Annotated in this window: 21 protein-coding genes; 10 read left to right on the forward strand and 11 right to left on the reverse strand. The window is 73.9% G+C overall.

All coding sequences use genetic code 11. The annotated features are described in order from the left end of the window. Positions 1-152 precede the first annotated feature (152 nt). Complete coding sequence (locus tag ABZ624_RS01915) at positions 153-2,663, reverse strand: SpoIIE family protein phosphatase (RefSeq protein WP_360081612.1); 2,511 nt, start codon at positions 2,661-2,663, stop codon at positions 153-155. A gap of 260 nt (positions 2,664-2,923) precedes the next feature. Here ABZ624_RS01915 and ABZ624_RS01920 point away from each other — a divergent pair, with 260 nt between their 5' ends. Beyond that, positions 2,924-4,273 carry a hypothetical protein gene (locus ABZ624_RS01920; RefSeq protein WP_360081613.1) on the forward strand — a complete coding sequence of 450 codons (1,350 nt, stop codon included), beginning with the start codon at positions 2,924-2,926 and terminating at the stop codon, positions 4,271-4,273. A 319-nt stretch (positions 4,274-4,592) separates the two neighbouring features. Here the strand turns inward: ABZ624_RS01920 and ABZ624_RS01925 are convergent, their stop codons facing one another. Both ABZ624_RS01925 and ABZ624_RS01930 read right to left on the reverse strand, forming a co-directional pair. Continuing rightward, entirely contained in the window at positions 4,593-4,880 is a 288-nt protein-coding gene (locus ABZ624_RS01925) for a DUF1232 domain-containing protein (RefSeq protein WP_360081614.1), read from the reverse strand. A 161-nt stretch (positions 4,881-5,041) separates the two neighbouring features. Next, the gene (locus tag ABZ624_RS01930) at positions 5,042-6,313 is read right to left on the reverse strand and encodes a hypothetical protein (protein ID WP_360081615.1); all 1,272 of its coding nucleotides are present in this window, start codon (positions 6,311-6,313) and stop codon (positions 5,042-5,044) included. A 262-nt stretch (positions 6,314-6,575) separates the two neighbouring features. Between ABZ624_RS01930 and ABZ624_RS01935 the strand changes: the two genes are divergently transcribed. After that, positions 6,576-6,719, forward strand: a complete 144-nt coding sequence (locus tag ABZ624_RS01935) for a hypothetical protein (protein WP_360081616.1) — start codon at positions 6,576-6,578, stop codon at positions 6,717-6,719. Between the two features lie 61 nt (positions 6,720-6,780). Here the strand turns inward: ABZ624_RS01935 and ABZ624_RS01940 are convergent, their stop codons facing one another. Together ABZ624_RS01940 and ABZ624_RS01945 are read right to left on the reverse strand one after the other, a co-directional pair. Beyond that, positions 6,781-8,145: an FAD-dependent oxidoreductase gene (locus tag ABZ624_RS01940; RefSeq protein ID WP_360082157.1), complete on the reverse strand. Its 1,365-nt coding sequence runs from the start codon at positions 8,143-8,145 to the stop codon at positions 6,781-6,783. Between the two features lie 367 nt (positions 8,146-8,512). After that, complete coding sequence (locus ABZ624_RS01945; protein WP_360081617.1) at positions 8,513-10,144, reverse strand: NlpC/P60 family protein; 1,632 nt, start codon at positions 10,142-10,144, stop codon at positions 8,513-8,515. Between the two features lie 360 nt (positions 10,145-10,504). On the opposite strand from ABZ624_RS01945, the gene ABZ624_RS01950 reads away from it, so the two are divergent. Beyond that, positions 10,505-12,610: a DUF1996 domain-containing protein gene (locus ABZ624_RS01950; protein WP_360082159.1), complete on the forward strand. Its 2,106-nt coding sequence runs from the start codon at positions 10,505-10,507 to the stop codon at positions 12,608-12,610. 35 nt (positions 12,611-12,645) lie between these two features. On the opposite strand, the gene ABZ624_RS01955 is transcribed toward ABZ624_RS01950, so the two are convergent. Continuing rightward, a complete protein-coding gene (locus tag ABZ624_RS01955) occupies positions 12,646-13,383 on the reverse strand; it encodes a lipoprotein (RefSeq protein WP_360081618.1) in 738 nt (245 codons plus the stop codon). A gap of 86 nt (positions 13,384-13,469) precedes the next feature. Then, positions 13,470-14,393, reverse strand: a complete 924-nt coding sequence (locus ABZ624_RS01960) for a GNAT family N-acetyltransferase (RefSeq protein ID WP_360081619.1) — start codon at positions 14,391-14,393, stop codon at positions 13,470-13,472. A gap of 122 nt (positions 14,394-14,515) precedes the next feature. Between ABZ624_RS01960 and ABZ624_RS01965 the strand changes: the two genes are divergently transcribed. After that, positions 14,516-14,974, forward strand: a complete 459-nt coding sequence (locus tag ABZ624_RS01965) for an NAD(P)H-dependent oxidoreductase (RefSeq protein WP_360081620.1) — start codon at positions 14,516-14,518, stop codon at positions 14,972-14,974. Positions 14,975-15,149: 175 nt separating this feature from the next. Here the strand turns inward: ABZ624_RS01965 and ABZ624_RS01970 are convergent, their stop codons facing one another. The 3 genes from ABZ624_RS01970 to ABZ624_RS01980 all read right to left on the reverse strand — a co-directional run bounded on the left by ABZ624_RS01970 (position 15,150) and on the right by ABZ624_RS01980 (position 17,612). Continuing rightward, positions 15,150-15,947 (reverse strand): SAM-dependent methyltransferase, encoded by a 798-nt coding sequence (locus ABZ624_RS01970; RefSeq protein WP_360081621.1) that lies wholly within the window; start codon positions 15,945-15,947, stop codon positions 15,150-15,152. Between the two features lie 76 nt (positions 15,948-16,023). After that, the gene (locus ABZ624_RS01975; protein ID WP_360081622.1) at positions 16,024-16,686 is read right to left on the reverse strand and encodes a GNAT family protein; all 663 of its coding nucleotides are present in this window, start codon (positions 16,684-16,686) and stop codon (positions 16,024-16,026) included. A 407-nt stretch (positions 16,687-17,093) separates the two neighbouring features. Further along, positions 17,094-17,612, reverse strand: a complete 519-nt coding sequence (locus tag ABZ624_RS01980; protein ID WP_360081623.1) for an ATP-binding protein — start codon at positions 17,610-17,612, stop codon at positions 17,094-17,096. An 885-nt stretch (positions 17,613-18,497) separates the two neighbouring features. On the opposite strand from ABZ624_RS01980, the gene ABZ624_RS01985 reads away from it, so the two are divergent. The 3 genes from ABZ624_RS01985 to ABZ624_RS01995 all read left to right on the forward strand — a co-directional run bounded on the left by ABZ624_RS01985 (position 18,498) and on the right by ABZ624_RS01995 (position 21,109). Beyond that, positions 18,498-19,373 carry a helix-turn-helix transcriptional regulator gene (locus ABZ624_RS01985; protein WP_360081624.1) on the forward strand — a complete coding sequence of 292 codons (876 nt, stop codon included), beginning with the start codon at positions 18,498-18,500 and terminating at the stop codon, positions 19,371-19,373. 58 nt (positions 19,374-19,431) lie between these two features. Continuing rightward, the gene (locus ABZ624_RS01990; protein ID WP_360081625.1) at positions 19,432-20,247 is read left to right on the forward strand and encodes an SAM-dependent methyltransferase; all 816 of its coding nucleotides are present in this window, start codon (positions 19,432-19,434) and stop codon (positions 20,245-20,247) included. A 361-nt stretch (positions 20,248-20,608) separates the two neighbouring features. After that, positions 20,609-21,109 (forward strand): hypothetical protein, encoded by a 501-nt coding sequence (locus ABZ624_RS01995; RefSeq protein WP_360081626.1) that lies wholly within the window; start codon positions 20,609-20,611, stop codon positions 21,107-21,109. 96 nt (positions 21,110-21,205) lie between these two features. Here the strand turns inward: ABZ624_RS01995 and ABZ624_RS02000 are convergent, their stop codons facing one another. After that, the gene (locus ABZ624_RS02000) at positions 21,206-22,357 is read right to left on the reverse strand and encodes a PP2C family protein-serine/threonine phosphatase (RefSeq protein ID WP_360081627.1); all 1,152 of its coding nucleotides are present in this window, start codon (positions 22,355-22,357) and stop codon (positions 21,206-21,208) included. Positions 22,358-22,546: 189 nt separating this feature from the next. Here ABZ624_RS02000 and ABZ624_RS02005 point away from each other — a divergent pair, with 189 nt between their 5' ends. The 3 genes from ABZ624_RS02005 to ABZ624_RS02015 are packed head-to-tail and all read left to right on the forward strand — an operon-like array spanning position 22,547 to position 24,245. Further along, on the forward strand, positions 22,547-23,233 hold the full coding sequence (locus ABZ624_RS02005; RefSeq protein WP_360081628.1) for a hypothetical protein: 687 nt from the start codon (positions 22,547-22,549) through the stop codon (positions 23,231-23,233). Beyond that, positions 23,230-23,508 carry a BON domain-containing protein gene (locus ABZ624_RS02010; protein WP_360081629.1) on the forward strand — a complete coding sequence of 93 codons (279 nt, stop codon included), beginning with the start codon at positions 23,230-23,232 and terminating at the stop codon, positions 23,506-23,508. Before ABZ624_RS02005 ends, ABZ624_RS02010 begins: the two co-directional genes overlap by 4 nt. Next, a complete protein-coding gene (locus tag ABZ624_RS02015; RefSeq protein ID WP_360081630.1) occupies positions 23,505-24,245 on the forward strand; it encodes a metallophosphoesterase in 741 nt (246 codons plus the stop codon). Before ABZ624_RS02010 ends, ABZ624_RS02015 begins: the two co-directional genes overlap by 4 nt. The last annotated feature ends 23 nt before the right edge of the window (positions 24,246-24,268 follow it).

The raw sequence follows: 24,268 nt of genomic DNA on the forward strand, positions 1-24,268 counted from the left end.
GGTCCTGCGGTGCGCGCGGGTGCCCGAAAGGACGGGGCGGCCGAGTCGCAGGCCTGCCGGGCAGTCGCACCATGTGCCCATGTCTACACTGCCCGGCGCCGTCAGGCGAGACTGCGGTCCACCCGCCGATGGGCGCGGCCCGATCCGGTGGGTCATCGCTGACGCGGGGGAGCCGAACGGCGGGCGGCGAGCAGCAGCGCCACGTCGTCGGGGCGGTCGGTGGCATGCCGGGCGGTGGCCGTGAGCCGGTCGGCGACCCCGGCCAGCGCCCGGCCGCCCCGCCGCCCGGCCGCGGCCCCGGCCCGGTTCAGCGCCAGCCGCAGCGCCGTGATGCCGTCGTCGATGTCCGCGCCCGGCCGCTCCACCAGCCCGTCCGTGTACAGGGCGAGGATCGCGTCCGGCTCCACCACCAGCTCGGTCACCGGGTACCGGGCCCGCGGGTCCACACCGAGGACCACACCGCCCGGGATGTCCAGCACCCGGGCCGGTCCGCCGGGCGGGCGCAGCAGCGGCGGCGGATGGCCCGCCCGTGCGATCCGGGCCCGGCCGGTGGCGGGGTCCAGCCGCAGATAGCAGCAGCTGGCGAACTGACCGGGGTCGAGGTCGATCAGCAGGTGATTGGTGCCGCTCAGCACCTCGTCGGGCGGCCGGTCGCCCAGCGCGAACGCGCGCACCGCGCTGCGCAGCTGCCCCATCGTGGCCGCTGCCTGCACCCCGTGCCCCTGCACATCACCGATCACCAGCGCGAGCCCGTCACCGGCCTCGACCACGTCGTACCAGTCGCCGCCCACGTCCATGCCCTGTGTGCCGGGCAGATACCGGCCCGCGGTCTCCACCTGCGGATGCGCCGACAGCCGGCGGGGCAGCAGAGCCTGCTGCAGGCCGCGGGCGAGGGCCGCCTCGCTGTCGTAGCGCTGTGCCCGCTCCATGGCGTGCGCGATCAGCCCGGCGAGCGCGGTGAGGACCGTACGCTCCTCGGTGCTGAAGCTGCGCTGCCGTTCGAAACCGAGGATGCAGGAGCCGACCGGCCGGCCGGACGCGATCAGCGGCAGGAAGGCGCGGGCGCCCTCGTCGGCGTCCAGCGGGATGCCCGGGTAGGCGGCCGCGATCTGCTGCATCGACTCGAAGAACAGCGGCCGGCCCGTGGTGAGGGTCTCCACGCCCGGCACGCGCGCGTCCAGTCCGATTCCCTCGAACGAGGCCAGGAATCCCTGCGGGAAGCCGGTCTCCCAGGCGAGGTACAGATGCCGCTCCTGCAGCAGGTAGATGGCGAGGTGCCGGCCGCCGAACGCGGGCAGCAGCTCCTGCATCACCACGGCCGACACCTGCCGGGCGGTCACCGCGTCCGTCAGCGCGATGGCCAGGGCGATCGGCCGGTACAGCGGGGCCATCGAGTGGTCGGCCGCCGATGCGTCCTCCGGGACATGCTCCTCGACGACCGGTTCGACCGGTGTGTCCATGCGGCTGGCCGGGACGAGCGTGCAGGTCAGCAGGTCTTCACCGGGATGCACCGACACGGCGAGCCAGTCGCCCGCCCCCGGTTCGGCGCGGTCGCCGGCCGGTCGGCGCGCATGGAAGTGCACGGGCTCCATGGCCAGCAGGACGCCGCGCAGATGGTCGTCGTACGGCGGACCGGCCAGCCACGGCATCGCCTCCCACAGCGGCTGCCCGAGCAGCCACGCGCGCTCCCGGCCGGCGAGCCGGGCCGCGGCCTGGTTGGCGTACACGATCAGACCCACCCGGTCCAGGCAGAACACGCCCTGCGGCAGCAGGTCGGCCGCGCCCTCCGCGGAGGCGGCGGGACCGGGCTCGAACACCATCCCGCCGACCCGCTCCGCCGGCCCTTCCCCGGCGGCCGGCCACAGGTGCAGCAGCCGCGGTGTGCCGTCCCGCCCCCGCAGGCACAGGGGCGCGGCGGGCGGCTTCCCGGCGGCGGTGTCGCGCAGCGCGGCCAGGATCCGGTGCGCGTCGTGCGGGGCCACGGCGTCCGCGAGTGCCTCGTCACTTGCCACGACGGCACCGGGGCGCAGGCCGAGGAGGCCGTACAACCGCTCGTCCGCGCGTACCGCGCAGCTCCCGGGATCCCATTCGAACCGCGCCAGGACCGCCTGCGCGGGCCGGCTCGGGGGCGGCCGTACGCACAGCGGCTCACCGTCCCAGACGACCGCGCCGGCGTCCCCGTCGGCGAGTGCGAGCAGCTCGGCGCCCAGTCCTTCGGCCAGCCGGGCGAGCAGCTCGGGGTCCAGCAGCTCGTCCGCCGTGTCCGCGACCGCAGGGCGCAGCACCGTGAGCACGCCGAGCGGTTCGCTCCCGCCCGGCACCGGGACGTGCACCGACCCGAACGGGAAGGGCAGACCCGCGGCGAACTGCGGATACCGGCGCACCGTCTCGGCGGCGTTCGGCAGCACCACCTGCACGCCGAGGCGATAGGCGTCGGCGACGGGGAAGGGACGGCCGACGTGCAGCCGCCACCAGGGGCGGAACAGCGGACCGGGCAGTCCCGTGAGCACCGCCAGACGCAGCAGGCCGGGGGTGCCGGACCGCAGATACACACCCGCCACCCGGCCGCCGGCCGCGCCGAGCGCGCCGGTCGAGGCCTCGGCCAGCAGCGCGGCCAGCCGGGTCCGCGTGCGGACCACCTGCTCGCCACCGCTCCCAGCCATCGCCCTGCCTCGTCCCGTGCGCCTTCGGGTGGATGACACAGCAAGAATGCGCCTGGAGGACCGCGCGACGCACCTGGGAGGGAGCGGTGAACCGGGGGAGGGAGCGGTGAACCGGGGGAGCGCGCCGCTCGCCGGACCGTCTCACACCAGTGCCTCACCGGAGTGGCGGGCCCGCCGACCGGCTCCTAGTAATGGACTGCGTAATGCCGCGGCCGTGTGCGGGGGCGCAGCCGCGCCCGCACCCTGCGACTGGAGCCGAGATGACGACCCGCTCTCCGTCCCCCCGTCCCGAGGACGCCGCCCTCATACCCTCCGTGCCGGTCCTCACCCCGTCCCCCCAGCTCCTGACGTGGCCGGCAACGCCCCCGGAGCCGATCCCCCCATCCCCCGACGAGAGTCCTCCCGACGGCCCCCGCGAGCTGTCCGCCGGCACCGCGCCCGCCGGCACCGCGCCCGCTGACACCCCGCACGACGACGCGCCGCGCCGTGGTGATCTTCCGTACGACGACCCGTTGCAGGGCCTGGTCCGCGCGGCCGTCGCCGACCGCCCGCTCGAGGACGTCGTCCGGCTCGTCACGCTGCTGGAGAACTCGCCCGAGCACCCCCGGGCCACAGCCGACGCGCTGCGCGCCATCGGAGTCGACCGGCCCGTGGAGGACCTCGCCCGCCTGGTGGCACTCCTGACCGAGCCGCCGCGGGACACCGACAGCGCCGACGAGGTGATCCGCGCCGCCGCCGCACGCCGGCCCCTGGACGAGGTCGCGCGGCTCGTGCAGCTGCTGCACCGCGCATCCGTCCAACCCCACTGCGGTCAGGCAGCGCTGCGGGCCGCGGCCGCCAACCGGCCCGTCGAGGAACTCGCCGAGCTGATCGCCCGGCTGGCCGCGGACCGCCCCGGCCAAGAGACTCTCCTGTTCCAGACCCCGCTGCCCGAGACACCACTGCCCGACGCCCCGCTGCCCGGCACCTCGCTGCGTGAGACGCCGATTCCCGAGCCGTCGCCCTCCGATCCCGCCGCCCTCGCGTCCGCCGAACCGGCGTCGGCCGAACCCGTGGCCGCCGAACCGGTGGCCGCGCCCGACGACACGGCCGCGGCCACCGGCGCGAGGGGCGGGCCGGGGACGGACCGGCCGGTGAAGGGCGGGCCCGCCAACGGCCGGCCGGTGCAGCTTCGCCCGGCGAAGGGCCGGGACCTGGACGCCTGGAGCGCCGTGGCTCCCCCATGGGGTGTCCGTGGCGCCGCGCTGCTGGTCTTCCTGTGCGGAGTGGCCCACGTCCCGCGCTCCTGGCCCGGACCGTCCCACGGTGTCCTCCCGGCCGCCGTCCTCGCCTCTGTCCTGTGCGTCCTGCTGGCCCTCGCGCTGCCCGCCCGGTCGCCGCAGACCCGGCTCGTCACGGCGACCGCCGCGCTCGGTGTCACGGCGGCGCTCGCCGCCGGACAGGTGCTCGGCAGGTGGTCCGGCGGGCCCGATCCGTCCCGGCCCTGGGAGGCGACCCTGGCCCCGCCGTGGCTCGCCGACACGGCGGCAGCGGTGGCCGCGCTCGCGGCCTTGGCGGTGCTGCTGGGCACCCTGGTAGCGGGCAACACCCGCCGTGCGGGCGCGGGCTGACTCAGACCGCCGGGCCGTACCGGTCCGGTACGGCCCGGCACCACGCTGCGGGCGTCCATCGGACCCAGCACCGAACGACCGTCCACCGGACCCAGCACCGGACGACCGTCCACCCGGGCGGCCGCCATGGCGAACGGAAAGGCGTCCGCCTCCAGGCACATCGCCACATCCTCGGCGTGGACACCGGCCCAGCCCCGCCGCACGCCGTCCGCGAGGCGCGCGGCGACGTCCGACCGCCGGGCCCGCTCGAGACAGATGGCCGGCCCACCGCAGCCCCTCCGCGGTCGCGCCGGACACCATGGAGGCCCACGGCGGCTGTTCAGGGCTCGGTCGGACCGGGCGGCAGCGGCCGGGCGGCGCGCAGGCTGCGCAGCGCCAGCAGCAGGACGGCGATGTCGTCCAGGTAGACGGGGTCGGGCAGCAGGTCGGTGGGGAGCAGCAGATAGGCGACCGCGCCCCAGAACACCCAGCGCGGTCCCGTCGGGAGCCCGGCCCGCCGCAGCGTCCGCCGGGCGCGCACCAGCCGTACGAGCAGTCCGAGGGCGACGACGAACAGCACGGCCGCGACGACGGCGCCGATCACCAGCAGGGTGGTGGCGGAATCCATCCGGCCTCCTCCTTCCGGCTCCGAAGAGACGGCTGCGACGACTTACGGCTCCTACGGAGAGGGTGTACGCCGGCTGCCGACCCCAAACCGTGCCGTGCCAGGGGAGCCCGGGCGTCGTCCTGACCGTCCCCCTGGCAGCCGCCGGTCGGCGTGAGCGACGGTCACGACCGCCGCTCCGTTCCGTCGGCGGTCTCCGTGCCGCCGCTCTCCGCCGAGGGCCCGGCCGGCACCGGGGCCTCCACGGCGCGGTGGCTCGCCGAGTCCTCGGCGGGGCCCTGGGGGGCCGACGGCGGCAGACGGCGGGCCTTGGCCGCGGACTTCAGCCGCTCGAACGTCCGCGTCAGCGGCTGCAGCGCGCCCGGCGTCCGGGACTCGGGCCGCTGCTGCTGCGGCAGGGCGGGGGCGGGGACGTCACGGTAGGCGGCGAGGGCCTCCAGGGCCTGCTCGGCGGCCTCCTTGTACAGGTCCCGGGACTTCGTCATCGCCTCCAGCGCCTCGGCGTACACGGCGACCAGCCGCCGCTCACGCTCCAGCTCCTCCTGGAGTGTCAGCAGGGTCCAGTTCTCCCGCAGATCGGTCAGCGCCTCCTCCACCCCGCCCGGCAGCGGCCGGGGCAGAGCGACGAAGTGCCGCAGCGCCGCGACGAGTTCGGCCGGCTCGGAACCGTCCAGGAAGACGCTGCGCACGCGGTGCTCGCGGCCGTCGTAGCCCTCCGGAGCCGGATCCGGAGGCAGCAGCACGGCGCCGCCGCGCGGCACCTCGACGCCGAGGTCCTTCAGCGCCCAGTTGACGGCACGGAACTGGTGCGGCGCGGCCCGGTGCTCGACGACCCGGTGCCGGAGGCCCGGCGGCAGCAGCCGGGCCAACGGCAGGCGGCCCTGCTCGTCCGGGGTCATCGCCTCGTGCACGACGACGTTGACGCACCACGCCTCGCGCGCCGCTTCCCGCAGTCTGCGCCGCATCTCCTTGTCGTCCCCGGGCAGCGCGTTGACCTGCTGGAAGCGCACCCCGGCGAGCGCGGCGTGATGGTCCCAGGAGCCGTCCTCGCCGGCACCGTCGGCGGGCCAGAACAGCGTCGCCGGTGAGGGCCACGCCTCGTCCCACGGGCGCTCGGCCTCCGCGACGAGCCGCCACTCGTGTCCCTGGGGCCGGCCCTCGCGCGCCACAAGGGTGAGCCGGGCCCGCACGGTGACCGTGCCGCCGGCCCGCCAGCGCGCCTCGAAGATCCGCCGGTCCGAGTCCTGGACCACGGGGGATGCGGCTGCCGGGGATTCGCCTGCGGGGGGTTCGGCGAAGTCGTCGATGTCCCCGTTCTCCTTGTGCCGGCGCAGGGTGCGGCGGACGACCTCCTCGGGGGCGGGACCGGTGTGGCGACCGCGGGCCGCCCAGAGGGTCTGCGGGATGGTGGCGCGGTCGGTGGCGGAGTTCGACATGAGCCAATCTGCTGATGGGGGCGGGTGCGTATCCCAGTATCACCGCTCGCCCGTGCGTCACGTCGTCCGGGGCCGGGAGACGGCGCGTGGCGGACTTCGCGCGCCCTCGCGCGCGGGACGCGCGCCGTACACACGGGGCGCGTGGGGCATGCGTCGGCCGGCCGTCGTTCACACGTGGTCGTGCCGTCGTACGGCGCCCAGAATGGTCCGGCGAACGGGGCCCGCCCGTCCATCCGCTCAGGGGCGGACCCCGTTCTACTGAGTGCTGGACCGGCTCACCGACGGCGGCGTCGCGGCCCTGGACGCGGAGGCCGAGCGGACGGCCGCCGGGGCCGGTGCGGCCGTCCGCCCTGCCGCCGAAGGCCCGGCCGGGTCCGAACCCCCCACCGCACCCGGACTCGCGTGAGGTTACGCATGACCACGCTGCTGGAGGCCCGCTACCTCGCGAGCCCTGCGGAATCCCGGACCTACGCCCCGCTCTCCCGCAGCATGTCCTCACGCTCGACGAGCTTCACGCGCTCGCGGCCCTGCGGCTCGCCCAGGGCCCGCTCGGCGGCGTCCAGCTTGTACCAGCCCTCCCAGGTGGTGAAGCGGACCTCGCGCTCGGCGAGGAAGGCGTCCACGGCCTCCGGGCCGGGCGAGGCGGGGGTGTGCAGCCGGCCGTTCGCGTAGTCGTCCAGCAGGTTGGCGACGGTCTCGTTGGCGTCACCCTTGGTGTGGCCGATCAGACCGATGGGGCCGCGCCGGATCCAGCCGGTGACGTAGGTGGACTGCAGCGGGGTGCCGCCCTCCTCGATGACCCGGCCGCCCTCGTCCGGGACCGTGCCCGTCCCGAGGTCCCAGGGCAGCTTGGGCAGCTTCTCGGAGAGGTAGCCGACCGCGCGGTAGACCGCCGTGACGTCCCAGTCCTTGAACTCACCGGTGCCCTTGACGTTGCCGGTGCCGTCCAGGGCGGTGCGCTCGGTGCGCAGGCCGACGACCTTGCCGTCCTCGCCGAGGATCTCCGCCGGGGACTCGAAGAAGTGCAGGAAGAGCTTGTGCGGCCGGTCGCCGACGTCCCGGATCGCCCAGTTCTCCAGCGTCTTGGCGACCATGTCGGCCTGCTTGTTGCCGCGCCGGGTCTCGATCGAGCCCTCGTCGTAGTCGATGTCCTCGGGGTCGACGATGACCTCGATGTTCGGCGAGTGGTCCAGCTCGCGCAGTTCCATCGGGCTGAACTTCGCCTGGGCGGGGCCGCGGCGGCCGAAGACGTGGATCTCCACGGCCTTGTTGGCCTTCAGGCCGTCGTAGACGTTCGGCGGGATCTCGGTCGGCAGCAGTTCGTCCGCGGTCTTGGCGAGGATGCGGGCCACGTCGAGCGCGACGTTGCCGACGCCGAGCACGGCGACCTTCTCGGCCTCCAGCGGCCAGGTGCGCGGGACGTCCGGGTGGCCGTCGTACCAGGAGACGAAGTCGGCGGCGCCGTGGGAGCCGTCCAGGTCGATGCCGGGTATGGACAGCTCGCGGTCGGCCATCGCGCCGGTGGAGAAGATCACCGCGTCGTAGAAGGCGCGCAGGTCGTCCAGGCCGATGTCGGTCGGGTAGTCGACGTTGCCGAACAGGCGGACCTGCGGCTTGTCGAGCACCTGGTGCAGGGCGGTGATGATGCCCTTGATGCGCGGGTGGTCGGGGGCGACGCCGTACCGGATCAGGCCGAACGGGGCGGGCATCCGCTCGAAGAGGTCGATGGACACACCGGGGTCGGCGGCCACCTCGGACTTGAGCAGGGCGTCGGCGGCGTAGATCCCGGCGGGGCCGGCTCCGACGATGGCTACCCGCAGGGGGCGCGGCATGATCAGGTTCCCTTCGAGCGTGAACGGCGACTCGATCAAGTAGCCTAAACTAAGGCAGACCTAAGTCGGTACGCGGGTCCGGTCTATGACCTCATAAGGTGATCTTATGGCTTGTCCAGTGCCGCCTTATGGCCCGGGGCCCCTTCGAGCGGCATGGCGGGCGCGGACGGACATGCGGGGAGGCCTGGCGGTGACGGCGTCCGGAACGTGGCCGACGCGCACATCGCCGCCGCCGAGACGATGACGTCGTTCCACGAGATGGCCCGCATCATCCTCACCCGCCGTCCCCGCGGCCCGCGGCTGCCCCGCACCGGGCTCCCGCGCACACCGGTGCCGCAGCCGACCCCTGTTCCGGCCCGTGGGCCGGTCAGGCGGGCCGCACGATCCGGTGGATCGCCGACTCGCCGGCGCCGTAGATCGACTCCTCCCGTATCGACGATCCCGGGCCCGGCGCGTGCACCATCATGCCGTCGCCGACATGGAGACCCACGTGCCGGTCGCCGTCGAAGAAGAAGACCAGATCACCGGGCTCGATCCTGGCGAGGGTGACCGGGTCACCGGCGAGCGCCTGCTGGTGCGCGGCCCGCGGCAGCGTGACCCCGGCGGCCCTCCAGGCGGCCTGGGTGAGACTGGAGCAGTCGTACGAGTCCGGCCCCGTCGCACCCCACACACACGGCTTCCCGATCTGCGCCCGGGCGAACGCGATGGCTTTGGCGGCCCGCACGGCCCGGGGTGACTCGGGGAGGGGCGCGAAGGAGCCGGTACCGGTCGCGGAGGTCCCGGTGGTGGACCACATGGACCAGGTGTCCTCGGCCGGCATCGCGGTCACCGCCCCGCCTGGTGACTCCCACTGCGGCTGCTGCCACTGACCGGTTCCGGGGTCCGAGAGGGGCTGCGCGGGCGGCGCGGTCTCGACGGGCGTGGCAGCGAGGGCGTTTGGCGGTGCGGGCGAGACGGAAGCGGGCGGCTCGGCCGCGAGGGGCGCGAGCGGTGCGGCCGAGACCGGTGCTGCCGGTGTGGGTGTCATGGGCGTCGGCGGTGCGGCCGTAACCGGCGGGGGCGGTGCGACCGAAACGGCAGCGGGCGGTGCGGCGGTGGCGGGCGTGGGCGGCACGGTCGTAGCGGACGCGGGGGATACGGCCAGGGAACCGACGAGTCGGGCGGCGTACCGGGAGATCACGTCGCTGGCGGCGGCGAGCTTGCGCTGGTTGCCGGCCTTGGACGCGGCGGGGGAGGGGCGGCCCGGCGCGGCGGGGCCGGGGAGCGTCCAGGGTTCCTGGGCCGGGACGCCCCGGGGCGCGGACAGCCCGGTCACCGGGAAGGCCGCCGTCTCGACGGGCCCTGGGCCGGCCGGTTCCACCGGAAGACCGAGCCCGGGAATCCCCGGCATCCCTCGCGGCGCATCGAGGTCGGCCGGCACTGACTGCGCTTCCGCACCCACCAGGGCCGCGGGGCCCGGCGGCGTCACCCCGGCCACGCCCGGTAGTTCGGGACGGCGAGGGGCGGGCAGGGCCGCGCGTCCGCCCTCTCGCGCGGTCAGGGCCAGTTGCTCGGGGTCCGGCGCCGGGCCGGCCGTCAGCTCGGCCACCGCGCGGTCGGCGGCCCGCTCCAGGGCCTCGGGCGGCCGAGCCGACAGGCCCGTTCCCAGTGCGTCCGGTGTGCCGTCCGGAAGACCGCCGCCCCTGCGCTCCCGGGAACGCGCACCAGCCGGGCCGGCGGGAAGCCGGTCGGCGGGCAGTACGGCGGGGACGGTCGGCCCGAACCTGGCACGTGCCAGGTCGAACCACGGCCGGGCGACCTCGTCGAGGGCGGGATCCGGCTGCCGCCCCGACCGTTTGGCCAGCGGAACGCCCCGCGAGCGCGTCACCGAGGCCATGGCCCGGGTCGCGTTGTAGTTCCCGGTCGCGTTCTCGGCCTGGTCGTAGAGGGAGTTGATCCGCTGCCGGACCTCGTCCCGCTGCGGAACCTCGTCGCGGCTCTCCGGCGCCATGGAAGACATGCTCCTTCCTTGCCCCGCAGGGCAGTTGGGCCGTCTCGTCCGGCTCCGTCGAGCGCCGGGCGGCCTCGCGTCAACCTAGCCAACGTGTGTACCTCGTGTGAAGGTTGAGGCGTGGAATGTCCGATACGTATTTGTGATGTTCGCGGTGACGTTCGGAGGGGAAGGGGAGGTGCCCGCAATTTCCTGTGAGGTACTGGTGAATTCGCGAGGCCGTTGAACACGACGCCGCCGTTCTGCGTATGAGGCCGGGGAGCTCCATGCCCGACCGGCGCACACACCACACAGGGGACGACCTTGGTACGCAACACTCGCAGACGCCCGACCGGCGCACGACGCGCGACCTTCGCAGCGGTCGCCCTGATGCTGGGCGGAGGCGGCCTCGTCGCGGCGAATGTCTACGCCTCGGCGACCGAGGGCTGGGGCGACGGATCCGGCGCGAACGGAACCGGCCACGTCCTGTCCGCGGGCATGGCGACGATCTACTGCCCCGATGTCGGCAGCCGGCTGACCGCCGTACCGGACGCGGCCCGTCCCGACGTGGACCATGAACTCGCCCTGCTGGACCGGCAGACGGCGGCGGCGTACCGGCAGCTTCAGCAGCAGTCGGGGCAGTTCACCGGGCAGGCCACGGGGCAGGCGTCGGGTCAGGCGTCGGGCCAAGCCTCGGGTCAGGCGTCGGGTCAGGCCTCCGGTTCGATCGAGGACACGATCATGAACCCGCTGAAGGAGCAGCGGGCCGCGGCGATCGGACGGATCGCCGACGCCATCGACCGGGTGGGGGAGCGCCCGCAGGGTCTGGACGCCCTGGCCGCCTGCACCCTGCGCCCCGCCGGCGGCGCGGGTGACGGCGCTCAGCCGACCGCCACCCCGACCGGGGGCGCCCAGCAGACCGGAGCCGGCCAGGGCGGCAACGGACCGGTCGTCTCCGACTACGCGGACATCACCTCCGCAGAGCCCGACATGCCGACCCCGCCCCAGCAGGCCGACGCCTCGCGCGGCACCTTCTCCTCCGACTGCGGCGTCAACGCGAACGGCCTGTTCAACTCCGACAACGTCATCGTCGCTCCCGGCGTCTCCAACGGCGCCCACCACTTCCACGACTACGTCGGCAACCAGGGCAACAACGCCTTCGCCAGCGACGACGACCTGGCGAAGGCCGGGACGAGCTGTGCCGACCAGGGTGACAGGTCCACGTACTACTGGCCGGTGCTGCGCCTGCAGAACGGCACTCAGGAACGCGACGCCGGGTCCCCGGGCGGCGGCACGGAGGGCAACGCGGGCCGGATCGTCACGCCCAAGCAGGTCACGCTGACGTTCGTGGGCAACCCGCGCGGCAAGGTCACCGCCATGCCGCGGTTCCTGCGCATCATCACCGGCGACGCCAAGGCCTTCGTCAACGGGCCCGGTAACGCCAACGCGTCCTGGAGCTGCACCGGTTACGAGAGCCGGCAGCTGAAGGACAAGTACCCGCTGTGTCCGCCGGGCAGCGACGTGGTGCGCACCTTCCGGTTCCAGAGCTGCTGGGACGGCCGCAACATCGACAGTGCCAACCACCGCACCCATGTGGCCTTCACCGCCCCCGACGGCTCCTGTCCGGCCGGCTTCCGCGCCATTCCGCAGCTGGTGCAGCGCATCGTCTACGACGTCAAGGCACCGAGCCTCCAGGACGGCGGCCGTACGGTGCCGCTCTTCGCGGTCGACTCCTTCCCCGAGCAGCTGCACAAGCCCGTCACCGATCACGGCGACTTCATCAACGTCTTCGACGAGGAACTGATGCGTGCGATGGTCGACTGCATCAACTCCGGCCGTACCTGCGGCCACGGCGGCGACGGCTCCGGTACGACGCCGGCACCCACGGCGAGTTCCGGCTCCGGTGCCACGGCCGCCCCGAGCGGTGGCGCTACGGCCGCCCCGGGCGACGGTGCTACGGCCGCCCCGGGTGACGGTGCTACGGCTGCCCCGAGCGGCGGTGCGACGGAGCAGCCCGGCGGCACCGCCACCTCCGCACCGGCATCCTCGGCGGCCCAGCCCGCCGAGCAGCCGAGGACCGACGCGACGACCACACCGCACCGCTCCACCCGGCAGGAACAGCCCACCAAGCCGGGTCAGCCCACCAAGGGGGACCGGTCCGCCCGACAGGACCACCGCTCCCAGCAGAACGGCGGCACCACGCAGCACATCCCCTCCAAGCAGGGCAGCTCCACCGAGCCGGCACCGACCATGCCCGTCCAGCCCACGCCCGTCCAGCCCACGCCCGTCCAGTCCCCGCCCACCCAGTCCGCGCCCGCACAGGCCACCCCGGCCGGACAGGTTCCGCCCGCCTCCGCGCAGCCGCAGCCCCAACCGCAGGGCAGGCAGGGCGTTCTCGCGGAGACCGGGGTGCATGTGTGGCCCGCGGCCCTCGGCGCCCTGCTCGCCCTCTCGGGCCTGATCATGCTGCTCCGGGCCAGGCGCCTGCGCCACTGACCGCCGCCGTCAGCACCGTCGCCCGGCGGGTGTCATCAGGCCGGCTTGAGTGTCTGCTTGGCGAGTTCGTACGCGGGCCGCATCGCGTCGTGCTCCTCGCTGTCCATGCCACCGAGGTGCAGGACGACCGGACCGTCGGGCGTGCTGACGGCGAGGGCGGTCTCCTTCTTCGTCTCTTCCAGCAGCTTGCTGGTGTAGAGGTACTCCACCTCCACGCCGTCCAGTCCGCCGCCGGTCTTGACGGAGTGGTACTTCTCCTTGCTGACGTTGTTCTCCGCGGCGACGAACCGGCGCAGCACGCTGCCCGCGTCGGCGTCCCCGGGCTTGCCGGTCCACACGCGCAGGAAGCCGATGTGGCCCGCCGGCTTGGCGTCGATCTCGCAGGCCGTGGTGACCGGTCCCTGGCGCAGGAAGGCGTCGGCCAGCGCTCCGTTCAGGTCGCCGTCGGAGCCCTTCGAGGACTTTGAGGACTTCGACAGCTCCTTCTCGGCGTCGATCGGCTTGGCCTTCCAGCCCTGGGCGATGTCGAAACGGACGGGCAGTTCGCAGCTCGAACCGGCCGCGCCGATCGAACCGCCGCTCGCCGTCGCCGCCCCCTTGGCCCCCTCGCCCCTGGTCCCTCCGCTCGTCGCGCCCTCGCTCCGGTCGCTCGGCGACGCGCCGGAAGCGCTCTTCCCGGCACCGTCCGCCGACTCCGCGCACCCGCCGAGCACCGCCGCCAGCGCGACCGCCACGACCACTCTGCCCCGCACGGACCCCACCCCGACCTGCACGTCCCTCTCCCCCCTGTTCAGGAGGCGTCACTGTAACCGAGGGCACTGACAACGCCGAACGCCGTTTCCCGCACCGGCCGGCCCCCTCAGTCGGTGACGAGTGCCTTGCAGTAGACCGTGGAGCTGCGCCGGACCGTCATGCCGAGGCGCTCGTAGAGCGAAAGCGCGCCGGTGCCGGAGTGTGTCCACAGGGTGCAGGCCGGCCTGCCCCGCTGGTGGAAGGTGCGGAACGCCTCCCACAGCAGCGTGCGGGCGATGCCCCGGCCGCGGTGGTCGTGCCGTACCGCGACCCGCTCGACGTACCCCTCGTCATGGCCCGGCGCGTCCAGGGACAGCACCGCCCCGACCATCTGGTCACCGGCGAGGGCCACCGGTGAGGCCGCCGGCAGGAACGTGACGCGTTCGACGGTGTGCCGGGCCCACTCCGCGTAGCTCTTCCGCCGAGGCTGCCACTCGTCGAACGCGTCCTCGGTGAGCCGGTACGCGGCCTGCTCGTCGCCGTGCCGGAACGGTCGTACGGTGATGCCCGCCGGTGGATCGGGCACCTCCGGCTCGTCCGGCAGCGCGATCTCCAGCAGCCATTCCATGACCAGCCGGGAGTACCCGCAGGCCCGCAGGAGCGCGGCGGCGGCGCGATCGGTGTCGGAGACGGTCTGTGCGATCCGGTCACTGCCCTGTTCCCGGGCCCGGGTCTCGGCCCAGGCGAGCAGCACACCGCCGAGGCCCCGCCCCTGGTGAGCGGGATGCACCTGGACCCTGGCCCGCTGCCCCCGCACCCAGCCGAAGCCGGCGGCCCCGCCCGCGCCGTCGTACACGATCAGCGTGTCGGACTCCGGCCGCACACCGGGCAGGGTGAGTTCTGCGGAGATCCGGTCGGCGCCGGTCACGGCGCGGCCGTCCCGCTCCCGCTCGCACGCGGCGGCCAGACGGTGGATCGCGTCCGCGTCAGCGAGGACGGCCGGCCGGCACCGGTAGCCGCCCGGCAGCCGCTCCGGGAGAGGACCGGACATGAGCGCGTCCGTACCGGTCACGGCAGCCCCTCCCGTCCTTCCCGTGCACAGCCTCTACCCCGCCGCGCCGCCTGCCATGCTCCGGTTTGCGAAGCGGCACGGGCGCACGGCAGGGTGCGGGTGTGCCTACCTTGCTGATCGTCCATCACACCCCGTCGCCGCACTGCCAGGCGCTGTTCGAGGCCGTCGTCTCCGGTGCCACCACACCGGAGATCGAGGGCGTCCGGGTCGTCCGGCGGGCGGCCCTGTCCGCGACCGCCTCCGACGTCCTGGAAGCCGACGGCTATCTGCTCGGCACCCCGGCGAACCTGGGCTACATGTCCGGCGCGCTGAAGCATTTCTTCGACCAGATCTACTACCCCTGCCTGGACGAGACCCGGGGCAGGCCGTTCGGTTACTACGTCCACGGCGGCAATGACGTCACCGGTGCCGTCCGCGCCATCGAGGCCGTCACCACCGGCCTCGGCTGGCGCCGCGCGGCCGACGCGGTGACCGTCACCGGCGAGCCCGGCAAGGCCGGCACGCAGGCGTGCTGGGAGCTGGGGGCGACGGTCGCGGCGGGTCTGATGCCGCAGGCGTGAGGGCCGGACGGGCCCGTCAGCATCCTCTGCCCGGACGGATGAAGGTGCGGGCCGGTGGCGCCGGCCGGTGAGGGGACGGGGGTCGCGTCCCTCCGGCGCGGCGCCGAAGCCGTCGTACGACGCGGCACAACGGCGCGCGCGTGCCCAGGCGTTGGAGCTCCGCGCGCGAGTTCACTCAGGGTTTGCGGGCGACCCCGACGTACACCGGCTGCTCCCCGAGGACCCGCATTCCCGGCTCCGGGTGCCAGTGCGGGGCGGGCACGATCCCCGGCTCGTACAGCTCCAGGCCGTCGAAGAAGCGGGTCACCTCGGCGAGCGAGCGTGCCTGGACCGGGGTGCCGCCGGCGCGGTAGACCGCCTCGACCCGCTCCCGGACCTCCGGGTCGATCTCGCCGCTGCCGTGGGACAGCACCAGGTGGCTGCCGGACGGCAGGGGGTCCAGCAGCGTACGGACGACGCCGTGCGGGTCCTGCTCGTCGGTGACGAACGGCAGCAGCGCGATCAGTGACACGCCGACGGGCCGGGTGAGGTCCAGATGCTCGCGGGCGTACTCCACGATCCGCTCCGGTTCCCGGACGTCGGCGTGCACATAGGCGGTACGGCCCTCGGGTGTGCCGTGGAGCAGGGCTTCGGCGTGCCGCAGCACGATCGGGTCGTTGTCCGCGTAGACCACGCGGGCGCTCGGCGTGACGGTCTGGACGATCTGGTGCAGGTTCGGCTCGGTGGGGATCCCGGTGCCCACGTCCAGGAACTGGTCGATGCCCTGGCGGGCGACGAAGCGGACGGCCCGGTGCATGAACTCGCGGTTGGCCCAGGCCGTGTCCTTGACACCCGGGAACAACTCCAGCACCCGCTGCGCGGCTTCGGCGTCGACGGGGTAGTGGTCCTTGCCGTCCAGGTACCAGTCGTACATCCGGGCGGAGTGCGGCTTGCCGGTGTCGATGCGCTCCGGGCTGAATCCGGTGTCTGTCACGTCGGCTCTCCATGAAAGTGGGGGGTGGATGGCTCGCGACGCCGGACGGGCGGGCGAGCGCGTGGTCAGCGGGTGGTCAGCGGCAGCGGGAGGCCGCCGTGCTGTCGTGGCGGTGCCAGACGGCGTCGATCACACGGCCGTCGGGCAGGGTGTGCCGGGGCGGTCCCTCGTCCGCCACGAAGCCGGCGCGGGCCAGGGCCCGTCGGCTCGCGGTGTTCCCGGGCTCCGCGCCCGCCCGGACCGTGGTCAGTCCGGCATGAGTGTGGGCGAGCGCCGCGCCGGCGCGGAACAGCTCCGCGCCCAGGCCCTGGCCGCGGCAGGCCGGCGCCAGCCAGCCGCCCATCTCGCCCGTGCGGTGCTCCAGTTCGAGAGCACCGGCATAGGCGAGGTCGGATCGGCGCACACAGACCAGGAGCAGCGGATCGTCCGGGCCGGGTACGTACGGCTGCGCCAGCCTCGGGGGCACCCGGCGGCCGTCGTCGCCCGCCGGCCGCCAGGCGAGCAGGGCCCTGCGGGTCCCGGGATCCGGGAGGACCTGGTCCGCCTGCGTGCCGAGCCAGCGCTGTGCCTCGGCGTCGGCGCTGGCGGCGAGCGCCGCCGCCACGTCGAGCCGGGTCCGGGGTGTGAACAGCAACAGCCGTTCGGTGGCCAGGGCGTGCCGGCCGCATTCGGGCTCGCACCGCCCGGGCGCGGGCAGCCCGGATGAGGCCCGCCTCCGGCGGATCACCGACCAGACCATGCACACTCCCGACGGAACGCTCCGCGTGGCGGACCCGGAACCCGCACGGCCCCGAGCCCCTACGGATGCGGACGCCCCGCACCGGCGGTGAATTTACCGGGCTTCGGGGGTGGGCGGGGCAGGGGCGGGTGTGTTTCGGCCCCAGGGCGGCGGTGTCGGGGTGGTGGGCAAGGTCGTGCGCGGCGCCCATGTCCACAGCCCTTCTCCCGCAGGGGTGTTGAGATGGGCGGGGCTGGGTGGAGCGCCCTGACGTGTGGGGCGTTCGGGTTCAGCCGGCGTGTTCCTGGGAGCCGGGCTTGGGGCGGGTGCGGGTCCAGGAGGGGTCGGCGGACGGGGTGGGCGAGGGTGCGGTGTGGCGCATGGGAATCCTTGGGACGAGTGGGGGACGGTCCGGGACGGGCGTGGGGTCAGTCGTGGTCGGACGGTAGCTCCGCCCAGACGACTCGGGCGGGCCGGCCGGACAGCGGCGTCACGCCCCAGTCGAGGCTCAGTGCGCCGACCAGCAGCAGTCCGCGCCCGTGCTGGTCGTCGGGTCCGGGGCGGCGCACCACCGGTAGCGCGGGGCCGCCTTCCCAGTCCTCGACCTCGATCCGTATCCGGGCCGCCGTACCGTGCAGCCGGCAGGAGATCCGCTGACCGGCCGTGTGCACCAGGGCGTTCGTGACCAGCTCCGAGGTCACCAGGACCGCGTCATCCCGGAGGTCTCCGGGCAGGTCCCAGGCCGTCAGCAGATCCTGCACGACACGGCGGGCCGTGCCGACGGCCGCCGGCTGGGCCGGGAGGTCGAAGGCGGCGGTGCAGCGGGACAGCGGGGCCCTGGAGGCGAGCCGGTCGGGGCCGAGGGGCCCAGGGAGTCGACCGAGGCGCTCGCCTCCGGGCGGTCTGTGGACACCGGCCGGGGCCGGCGGCCGGTGCGGAAGTCCCACGGCGTCCGCCGCGGGGAGCGGGTGATCCCCGGTGTCCGGGGCCCGTCGCGGCGCGGCAACCGCCGCGTCCGCCCGCCGGCCCCGCTGTTCCGCACGGTCCGGACCCCGACGCGGCCACCGGCCGCCGGTGTCCGGAACGGGATCTGGCCGACCGACGCTGTCCGGCGCCCGGTGTGTCGCGTCGGCGCCGTCCGCAACGGAGCGTGCCCTGTCGCCCCTTGGTGGAGTCTCGTGCGCCGGGCCGGCCGTGTCCGCAACGGCGTGTGCCCTGTTGAGGGAGTCCGGAGTGTGGTGTGGCCGGTCGGCGGTGTCAGGGCTGTGGTGCGGGGCGTCGGGCGTGGCCGGGAGCCGGTGTACCGGGTCGGTGACGTTCCGGGCCCGGTGGGTCTGCTGCGCGTCGGCAGGGTCCCGGTGCGGGTGCTTCATGAATTCCGGGGGCGGGATGTGGACCGGGCTGGCCGTGAGCCGGTGCTGGGGGTGTACCGGGGGCAGGCGCAGCGGGCTTGACGCCAGGGGCGGTCTCCGGTCCCCGGGTGGTCGGTGGAGCCGTGGGGGGAGGGAGGGCGGAGCCATCGCCGTACGCCTTTCGTCCGGCTTCGCGTGGGGGTGTCGGACCTGTGGCCGGCCGTTCGCACAGCAGACGACACACCGCCTCCCACGAGGCCGTGGTGCGGCCCGGTCTCCCCAACCCGGCCGCGCCGCCCGCTCCTTGGTCAGCCGGAGCAGTGAGTCCACTGTGGCACCCGCCAACAACACTCCGCAACCGGCAAGTTGAAATTTGCAAGTAGCCAAGTGCATGCTGCTTCGGCCAGAACGTGATCGAATGGGTCGGGGAAGCGATCGTGTGCGACGGTGTCCCTGTGACCTGCTGAGGGGGTGTGGGGCGTGACCGAGGAGACCGACTGGGGCGGCGCCCCCTCCGTCCTGCGCATGATCCTGGGCCGGCAGCTGGAGGACCTGCGCACCCGGGCCGGCCTCGGCTACGCACAGGCGGGCGCCGCCATCGGGGTCAGCCACTCCACGATCCGCCGTATGGAGGCCGCCAAGGTGGCCCGGCTGCGGCTCGCGGACGTCGAGAAGCTGCTCCAGGTCTACGGCGTCACCGACCAGGACGAGATCGACACCTTCCTGCAGTCCGTGCGCGAGGCCAACAAGCGCGGCTGGTGGCACACCTACCGCGATGTGATGCCCGACTGGTTCGCCGCCTATCTCAGCCTGGAACAGGCCGCGTTGCAGATCCGCGCGTACGAGAACCAGTTCGTGCACGGCCTGCTGCAGACCGAGGACTACGCCCGCGCCCTGCTCGCCGCGGACCATCCGCACGCCTCCGCGGAGGCCACCGAACGCCGGGTCGCACTGCGCATGCGCCGCCAGGAGCTGCTGGCCCGCGAGGCGCCGCCGCGGGTGTGGGTGCTGATGGACGAGACCGTGCTGCGCTGGCCGGTCGGCGGACCGCAGGTGATGCGCGCGCAGATCGACCACCTCGTCGAGGTCAACCGGCTGCCCCACGTCACCCTGCAGCTCATGCCGTTCGCCAACGGCCCGCACCCGGCGCTTCGGGCGGGCGCCTACCACCTCTTCCGCTTCCGGGCCCGCGAACTGCCCGACATCGTCTACCTCAACGGTCTGGTCGGGGCCGTCTACCTCGACAAGGCCGACGACGTGGTGGTGTACCGGGAGGCGCTGGACCGGCTCGGCGCCCAGGCCGCGCCCGCCAGGAAGACGGAGGCCCTGCTCGGCGCGATCCGCAAGGAGCTGTGACACACCCACCTGTGCCTACGCAAGCCCCCACCCTCCGACCCGAATGGGAGACAAGGCGTTGCCCGACAACGGATGGCCGGCCGACCGGATCGACACCGAGAACGCCCACTCGGCCCGCATCTACGACTACATCCTCGGCGGCAAGGACTACTACCCCGCCGACAAGGAGGCGGGTGACGCCATGGCCCGGGAGTGGCCCGCGCTCCCGGTCCACATGCGCGCCAACCGCGACTGGATGAACCGCGCCGTGCGCTGGCTGGCCGAGGAGGCGGGCATGCGCCAGTTCCTGGACATCGGCACCGGCATCCCGACCTCCCCCAACCTGCACGAGATCGCCCAGGCCGTGGCCCCCGAGTCCCGGGTCGTCTACGTCGACAACGACCCGATCGTCCTCACCCTCTCCCAGGGCCTGCTCGCCAGCGCGCCCGAGGGCCGGACGTCGTACATCGAGGCCGACTTCCGCGACCCGGCGGCCATCCTGGACGCCCCGGAGCTGCGCGAGACGCTGGACCTGGACAAGCCGGTCGCGCTCACGGTCATCGCCATCGTCCACTTCATGCTCGACGAGGACGACGCGGTCGGTGTCGTACGCCGGCTGCTGGAGCCGCTGCCGTCCGGCAGCCACCTCGCGATGTCCATCGGCACCGCCGAGTTCGCCCCCGAGGAGGTGGGCCGGGTCGCCCGCGAGTACGCGGCCCGCAACATGCCGATGCGGCTGCGCACCCTCGACGAGGCCCACGCGTTCTTCGAGGGGCTGGATCTGGCCGAACCGGGCATCGTCCAGGTGCACAAGTGGCACCCCGACGGCACCGGCGAAAAGGGTATCCGCGACGAGGACATCGCGATGTACGGAGCCGTCGCCCGCAAGCCCTGACCAGCCATCGGGCAAGCCCTGCCAGGGCGACCGGCAGGCCCCGACAGACCAGGGGCCGGGGTCCGCACCCACCTCCCGGACCCCGGCCCCGCCTCCGCGCGCACGGCGGGACGGGCGGCCCCCCGGCCGGTGGCGTGCGCGGCACCCTGACGCGCGCAACTCCCGCCCGCCCGAGGCGGAATGACCGAAAGGGCGCGGAAACCCGACCGGAATCCGGCACAACCTTCCGGCTGCCTCATGTTCCGTGACGGGAGTGGGAAAAATGCCGGGAGAAGCGGAACCGGTGCGAGGGAAATGAGGTCTTAAAGTCCGTCGACGGCCGGGATCAGCCCGGACGTACGAAACCGGGGGAATCACACACATGTCCGTTCACAGCCGCAAGACCCTCCTCACCGCAGTGGCCCTCGCCGGAGGCCTCACCCTGGCCGCCGTGGCGCCCGCACTCGCGGGCACCGGCGCGAACCACACCCACCGCGCCGCCGCCGTGTCCTCCGGCCAGGGCGACCCGCGCAACGTCACCCAGCACGTGGCCGACTTCTACGGCGCCTACATCGACGCCGTCTGGTCCACCGACGACAAGTCCGCGGGCGACGCCGCCAAGGCGCTGCGGGCCTTCTACCTCTCCGCCGCCGCGCAGAAGAACGTGGCGGCCTTCGAGAAGAAGGAGCACGCCGACGGCATCCTCTTCGCGCAGAACGTGCCGGTGAAGTGGAAGGTGACCTACACCGGTTCCGGTGCCGGCCACGCCACCAGCCGGGTCACGCTCACCTGGAGCGACGGGCCGCACGCCGAGGTCAGCACCATCGACGTGCAGTCCGACCTGAAGACCCTCAAGATCACCGGCCTCAAGTCGGTCCGCTGACCGGGGGCGTGCGGTCCCACCCCGCCCCACTCGGGGCGGGACTCACGCCTGCCGTGACAGTCCGGGTTCGCGGCGGATACCGCATGCCGGTCGTGCTCAGCCGTGCCGGAAGGCGTCCGTGCCGGAGACCCGGCCGTGGTGGCGGCGCCGGTCCACGGCCGTGCGGTGCAGCGCGATGAGCGCGGCGTCGTCGTCCAGCCGGCCCCCGGCGTGGACGAGCAGGTCGCGCCGCAGATGGTGCATCAGCGCCTCGGGGCTGTCGTCGGTCCAGCGCACGGCCCGCTCGGAGAGCGGATAGAACCGGCCCCGCGCGTCCCTGGCCTCCACCACGCCGTCGGTGTAGAGGAGCAGGGTGTCACCCGGCTCGAAGGAGAACACGTCCAGGGTGTGCTCGCTGCCGCCCTGCACCCCGAGCGGCGGTGACGGGTGCAGGCTCGGGACGGTGACGGAGTGGCCGGGACTCAGCAGCAGCGGCGGCGGATGGCCGCAGCTGGTCATCCGCGTGACCGGATCCCGGTCCGGGATCTCCACCAGCAGCGCGGTGGCGAACCGCTCGCCCGCCTCCTCCGGCGGCTCCAGGTCCGCGGCGTGCCGGGCGATGCTCTGCTCCAGGACGGCCGCCAGCTCTGCCAGCGGGATGTGCCGGTGCGCGCTCTCCCGGAACGCCCCGAGCAGCAGGGCGGCCTCGCCGATGGCGGCCAGACCCTTGCCGCGGACGTCGCCGATCAGGACGCGTACCCCGCCGTCGCACCGGGTCGCCGCGTACAGGTCGCCACCGATCTGTGCCTCGTCCTCGGCGGCCAGATACAGCGAGGCGATCCGCAGTGGCCCGATCTGCTCGGGCAGCGGCCACATCAGCACGTGCTGGGCGGCCTCGGCGACCGTGCGGACCTGGGCCAGCTGGGCCTGCCGACGCTCACGCAGCGCGCTGTAGAGCACCACCAGCACCGAGAGCACGGCGAGGGTGATGATCTGCACGATGTGGTTCGTGGTGCCGATGCCGCCGTGGGTGACCGCGATGATGAGCTGGGCGGCCAGTGCGAGCGCCCCGATGGCCGCGGTGGTCCGCGGACCGGCGATGGAGGGCGTCAGCGCCGGTGCGATCACCAGGGCCGGCCCCAGGTGGACGCTGTAGGGGGTCTGCGTGTCCACGACCGTGATCACCACGATGAGCGCGATCGGGAGCAACAGGAGCGGGTGCGCCGACTGCCACGGCTGCCGCGAAGCCACCCTGAGCCGGGGTTTCATTCCTACAGCGTGCTCCCGGCCCGGACCTGACGCATGTCGCACGGGAAGGCGTCCGCTCCCTGCGCTTCCGCTGCGGCCTCCCCAACCGCCTGGTGGTGCGCCGTGTCGCTGCGGTCGCGCCGGGTACCCGTACGACCCCGGGGCCGGACCGGCCGCCCCGGGGGCGCCGGGTGCCGTGAAGGAGAGGTCATGACACACAACCGGGAGGACGCCGCGCCCCTCCGGCGACCGGAGGTCACCGAACTGCACCTCGCGCAGGAGGGACCGGAACGGTCTGCCGCCTCCGCACCGGGACAGCCCGACCTGCCGCACGACCGCAGCCAGGCGATCCTGGAGGCCGCCAAGGAGATCGGCGCCCTGTTCAAACGCGCCGGCCACCCCTTCGCGCTCGCCGGGAGCGTCGCCGTCTACGCCCACGGCGGCAGCCGCTACCTCCAGCACGACGCCGACTTCTGCGTCCTGCCCGACGACGCCGAGACGGTCGCCGCCACCCTGCGCGAGGCCGGCCTCGCCGTCCGCACCCCGCCCGAGGACTGGCTGCTGAAGACCACCTGCCGGGGGCAGAACGTCGACATCATCTTCGCCCTCGCGCACCAGCCCGTCACCAAGGACCTGCTCGAGCGTGCGCATGTCCTGCCGGTCGACTCGGTCCTGATGCCCGTCCTGGCCCCGACCGACCTGATCCGCAGCCTGCTCAGCGCCTTCTCCGAGCACTACTGCGACTTCGGGGCCGTACTGCCGGTCGCCCGGGCCGTCCGCGAGAAGGTCGACTGGAAGGAGGTCCGGGCGACCTGCGGCGACGAGCCCATGCCGGCCGCCTTCCTCTTCCTCCTCGAACGGCTGCACGTGATCGACCCCCAGGAGGGGCAGTCATGACCGACACCAGCCCGCCGCCCCCGCCGACGGCCGGCAACCTGGACTACCGCGTCGCCCACCTCGCCGAGCACCTGGCCGCCGGACCGCTCGGGGAACTCGGCGTACGACTGGAGATGCGCGGCGACGCCGTCCTGCTCACCGGCACCGTGCCGTCCGCCCAGTGCCGGGACGACATCTGCCACCTGGCCCGGGAGGAACTGGCGGGGCATCCCGTCCACTGCGACATCCTCGTCGCCGGGACCTCCTCGCCCGACCACGGAGAGGACCTGACATGATCCGCGTCGCGGCGGTCGGGGATATCCACATGGGCCCCGAGAGCCAGGGCACGCTGCGCCCCTCCTTCGAGACGCTGCCCGAGTGCGCCGACGTCCTGCTGCTCGCCGGCGACCTCACCCGGCACGGCACCCCGGAGGAGGCCGCGGTCGTCGCACGGGAGATCAAGGATCTCGGGGTGCCGGTCGTCGCCGTACTCGGCAACCACGACCACCACGACGAGCGGCCCGAGGAGGTCACCACCATCCTGCGGGACGCCGGCGCCCATGTCCTGGAGGGGGAGGCCACCGTCGTCAGCGGCGCGGGCGGGAGCCGGATCGGGGTCGCCGGGACGAAGGGCTTCGGCGGTGGCTTCGTCGGACGCTGTGCCGGGGAGTTCGGCGAACCGCTCATGAAGGAGTTCGTCCGCTACAGCCGCCGGTGCGCCGACGGTCTGCACACCGCCCTGAAGGAGCTGGCCGACTGCGACGTGCGGATCGCCCTGACCCACTTCGCGCCCGTGCCGGACACGCTCGCCGGCGAGCCGCCGGAGATCTACCCCTTCCTCGGCAGCTATCTGCTCGCGGAGGCGATCGACACCGGCGGCGCCGACCTCGCCGTGCACGGCCACGCACACGCAGGCTCCGAACACGGCATGACCAGTGGCGGCGTCCGGGTGCGGAACGTGGCCCAGCCGGTCATCGGACAGGCCTTCCACGTGTACCACCTGCCGGGCGGGGAGCAGCACACGCAGGAGTGAGCCCTTCCTCGCTCGGGCCGGGC

This window comes from Streptomyces sp. NPDC007205, from assembly GCF_040634095.1.
Taxonomy (GTDB): Bacteria; Actinomycetota; Actinomycetes; order Streptomycetales; family Streptomycetaceae; genus Streptomyces.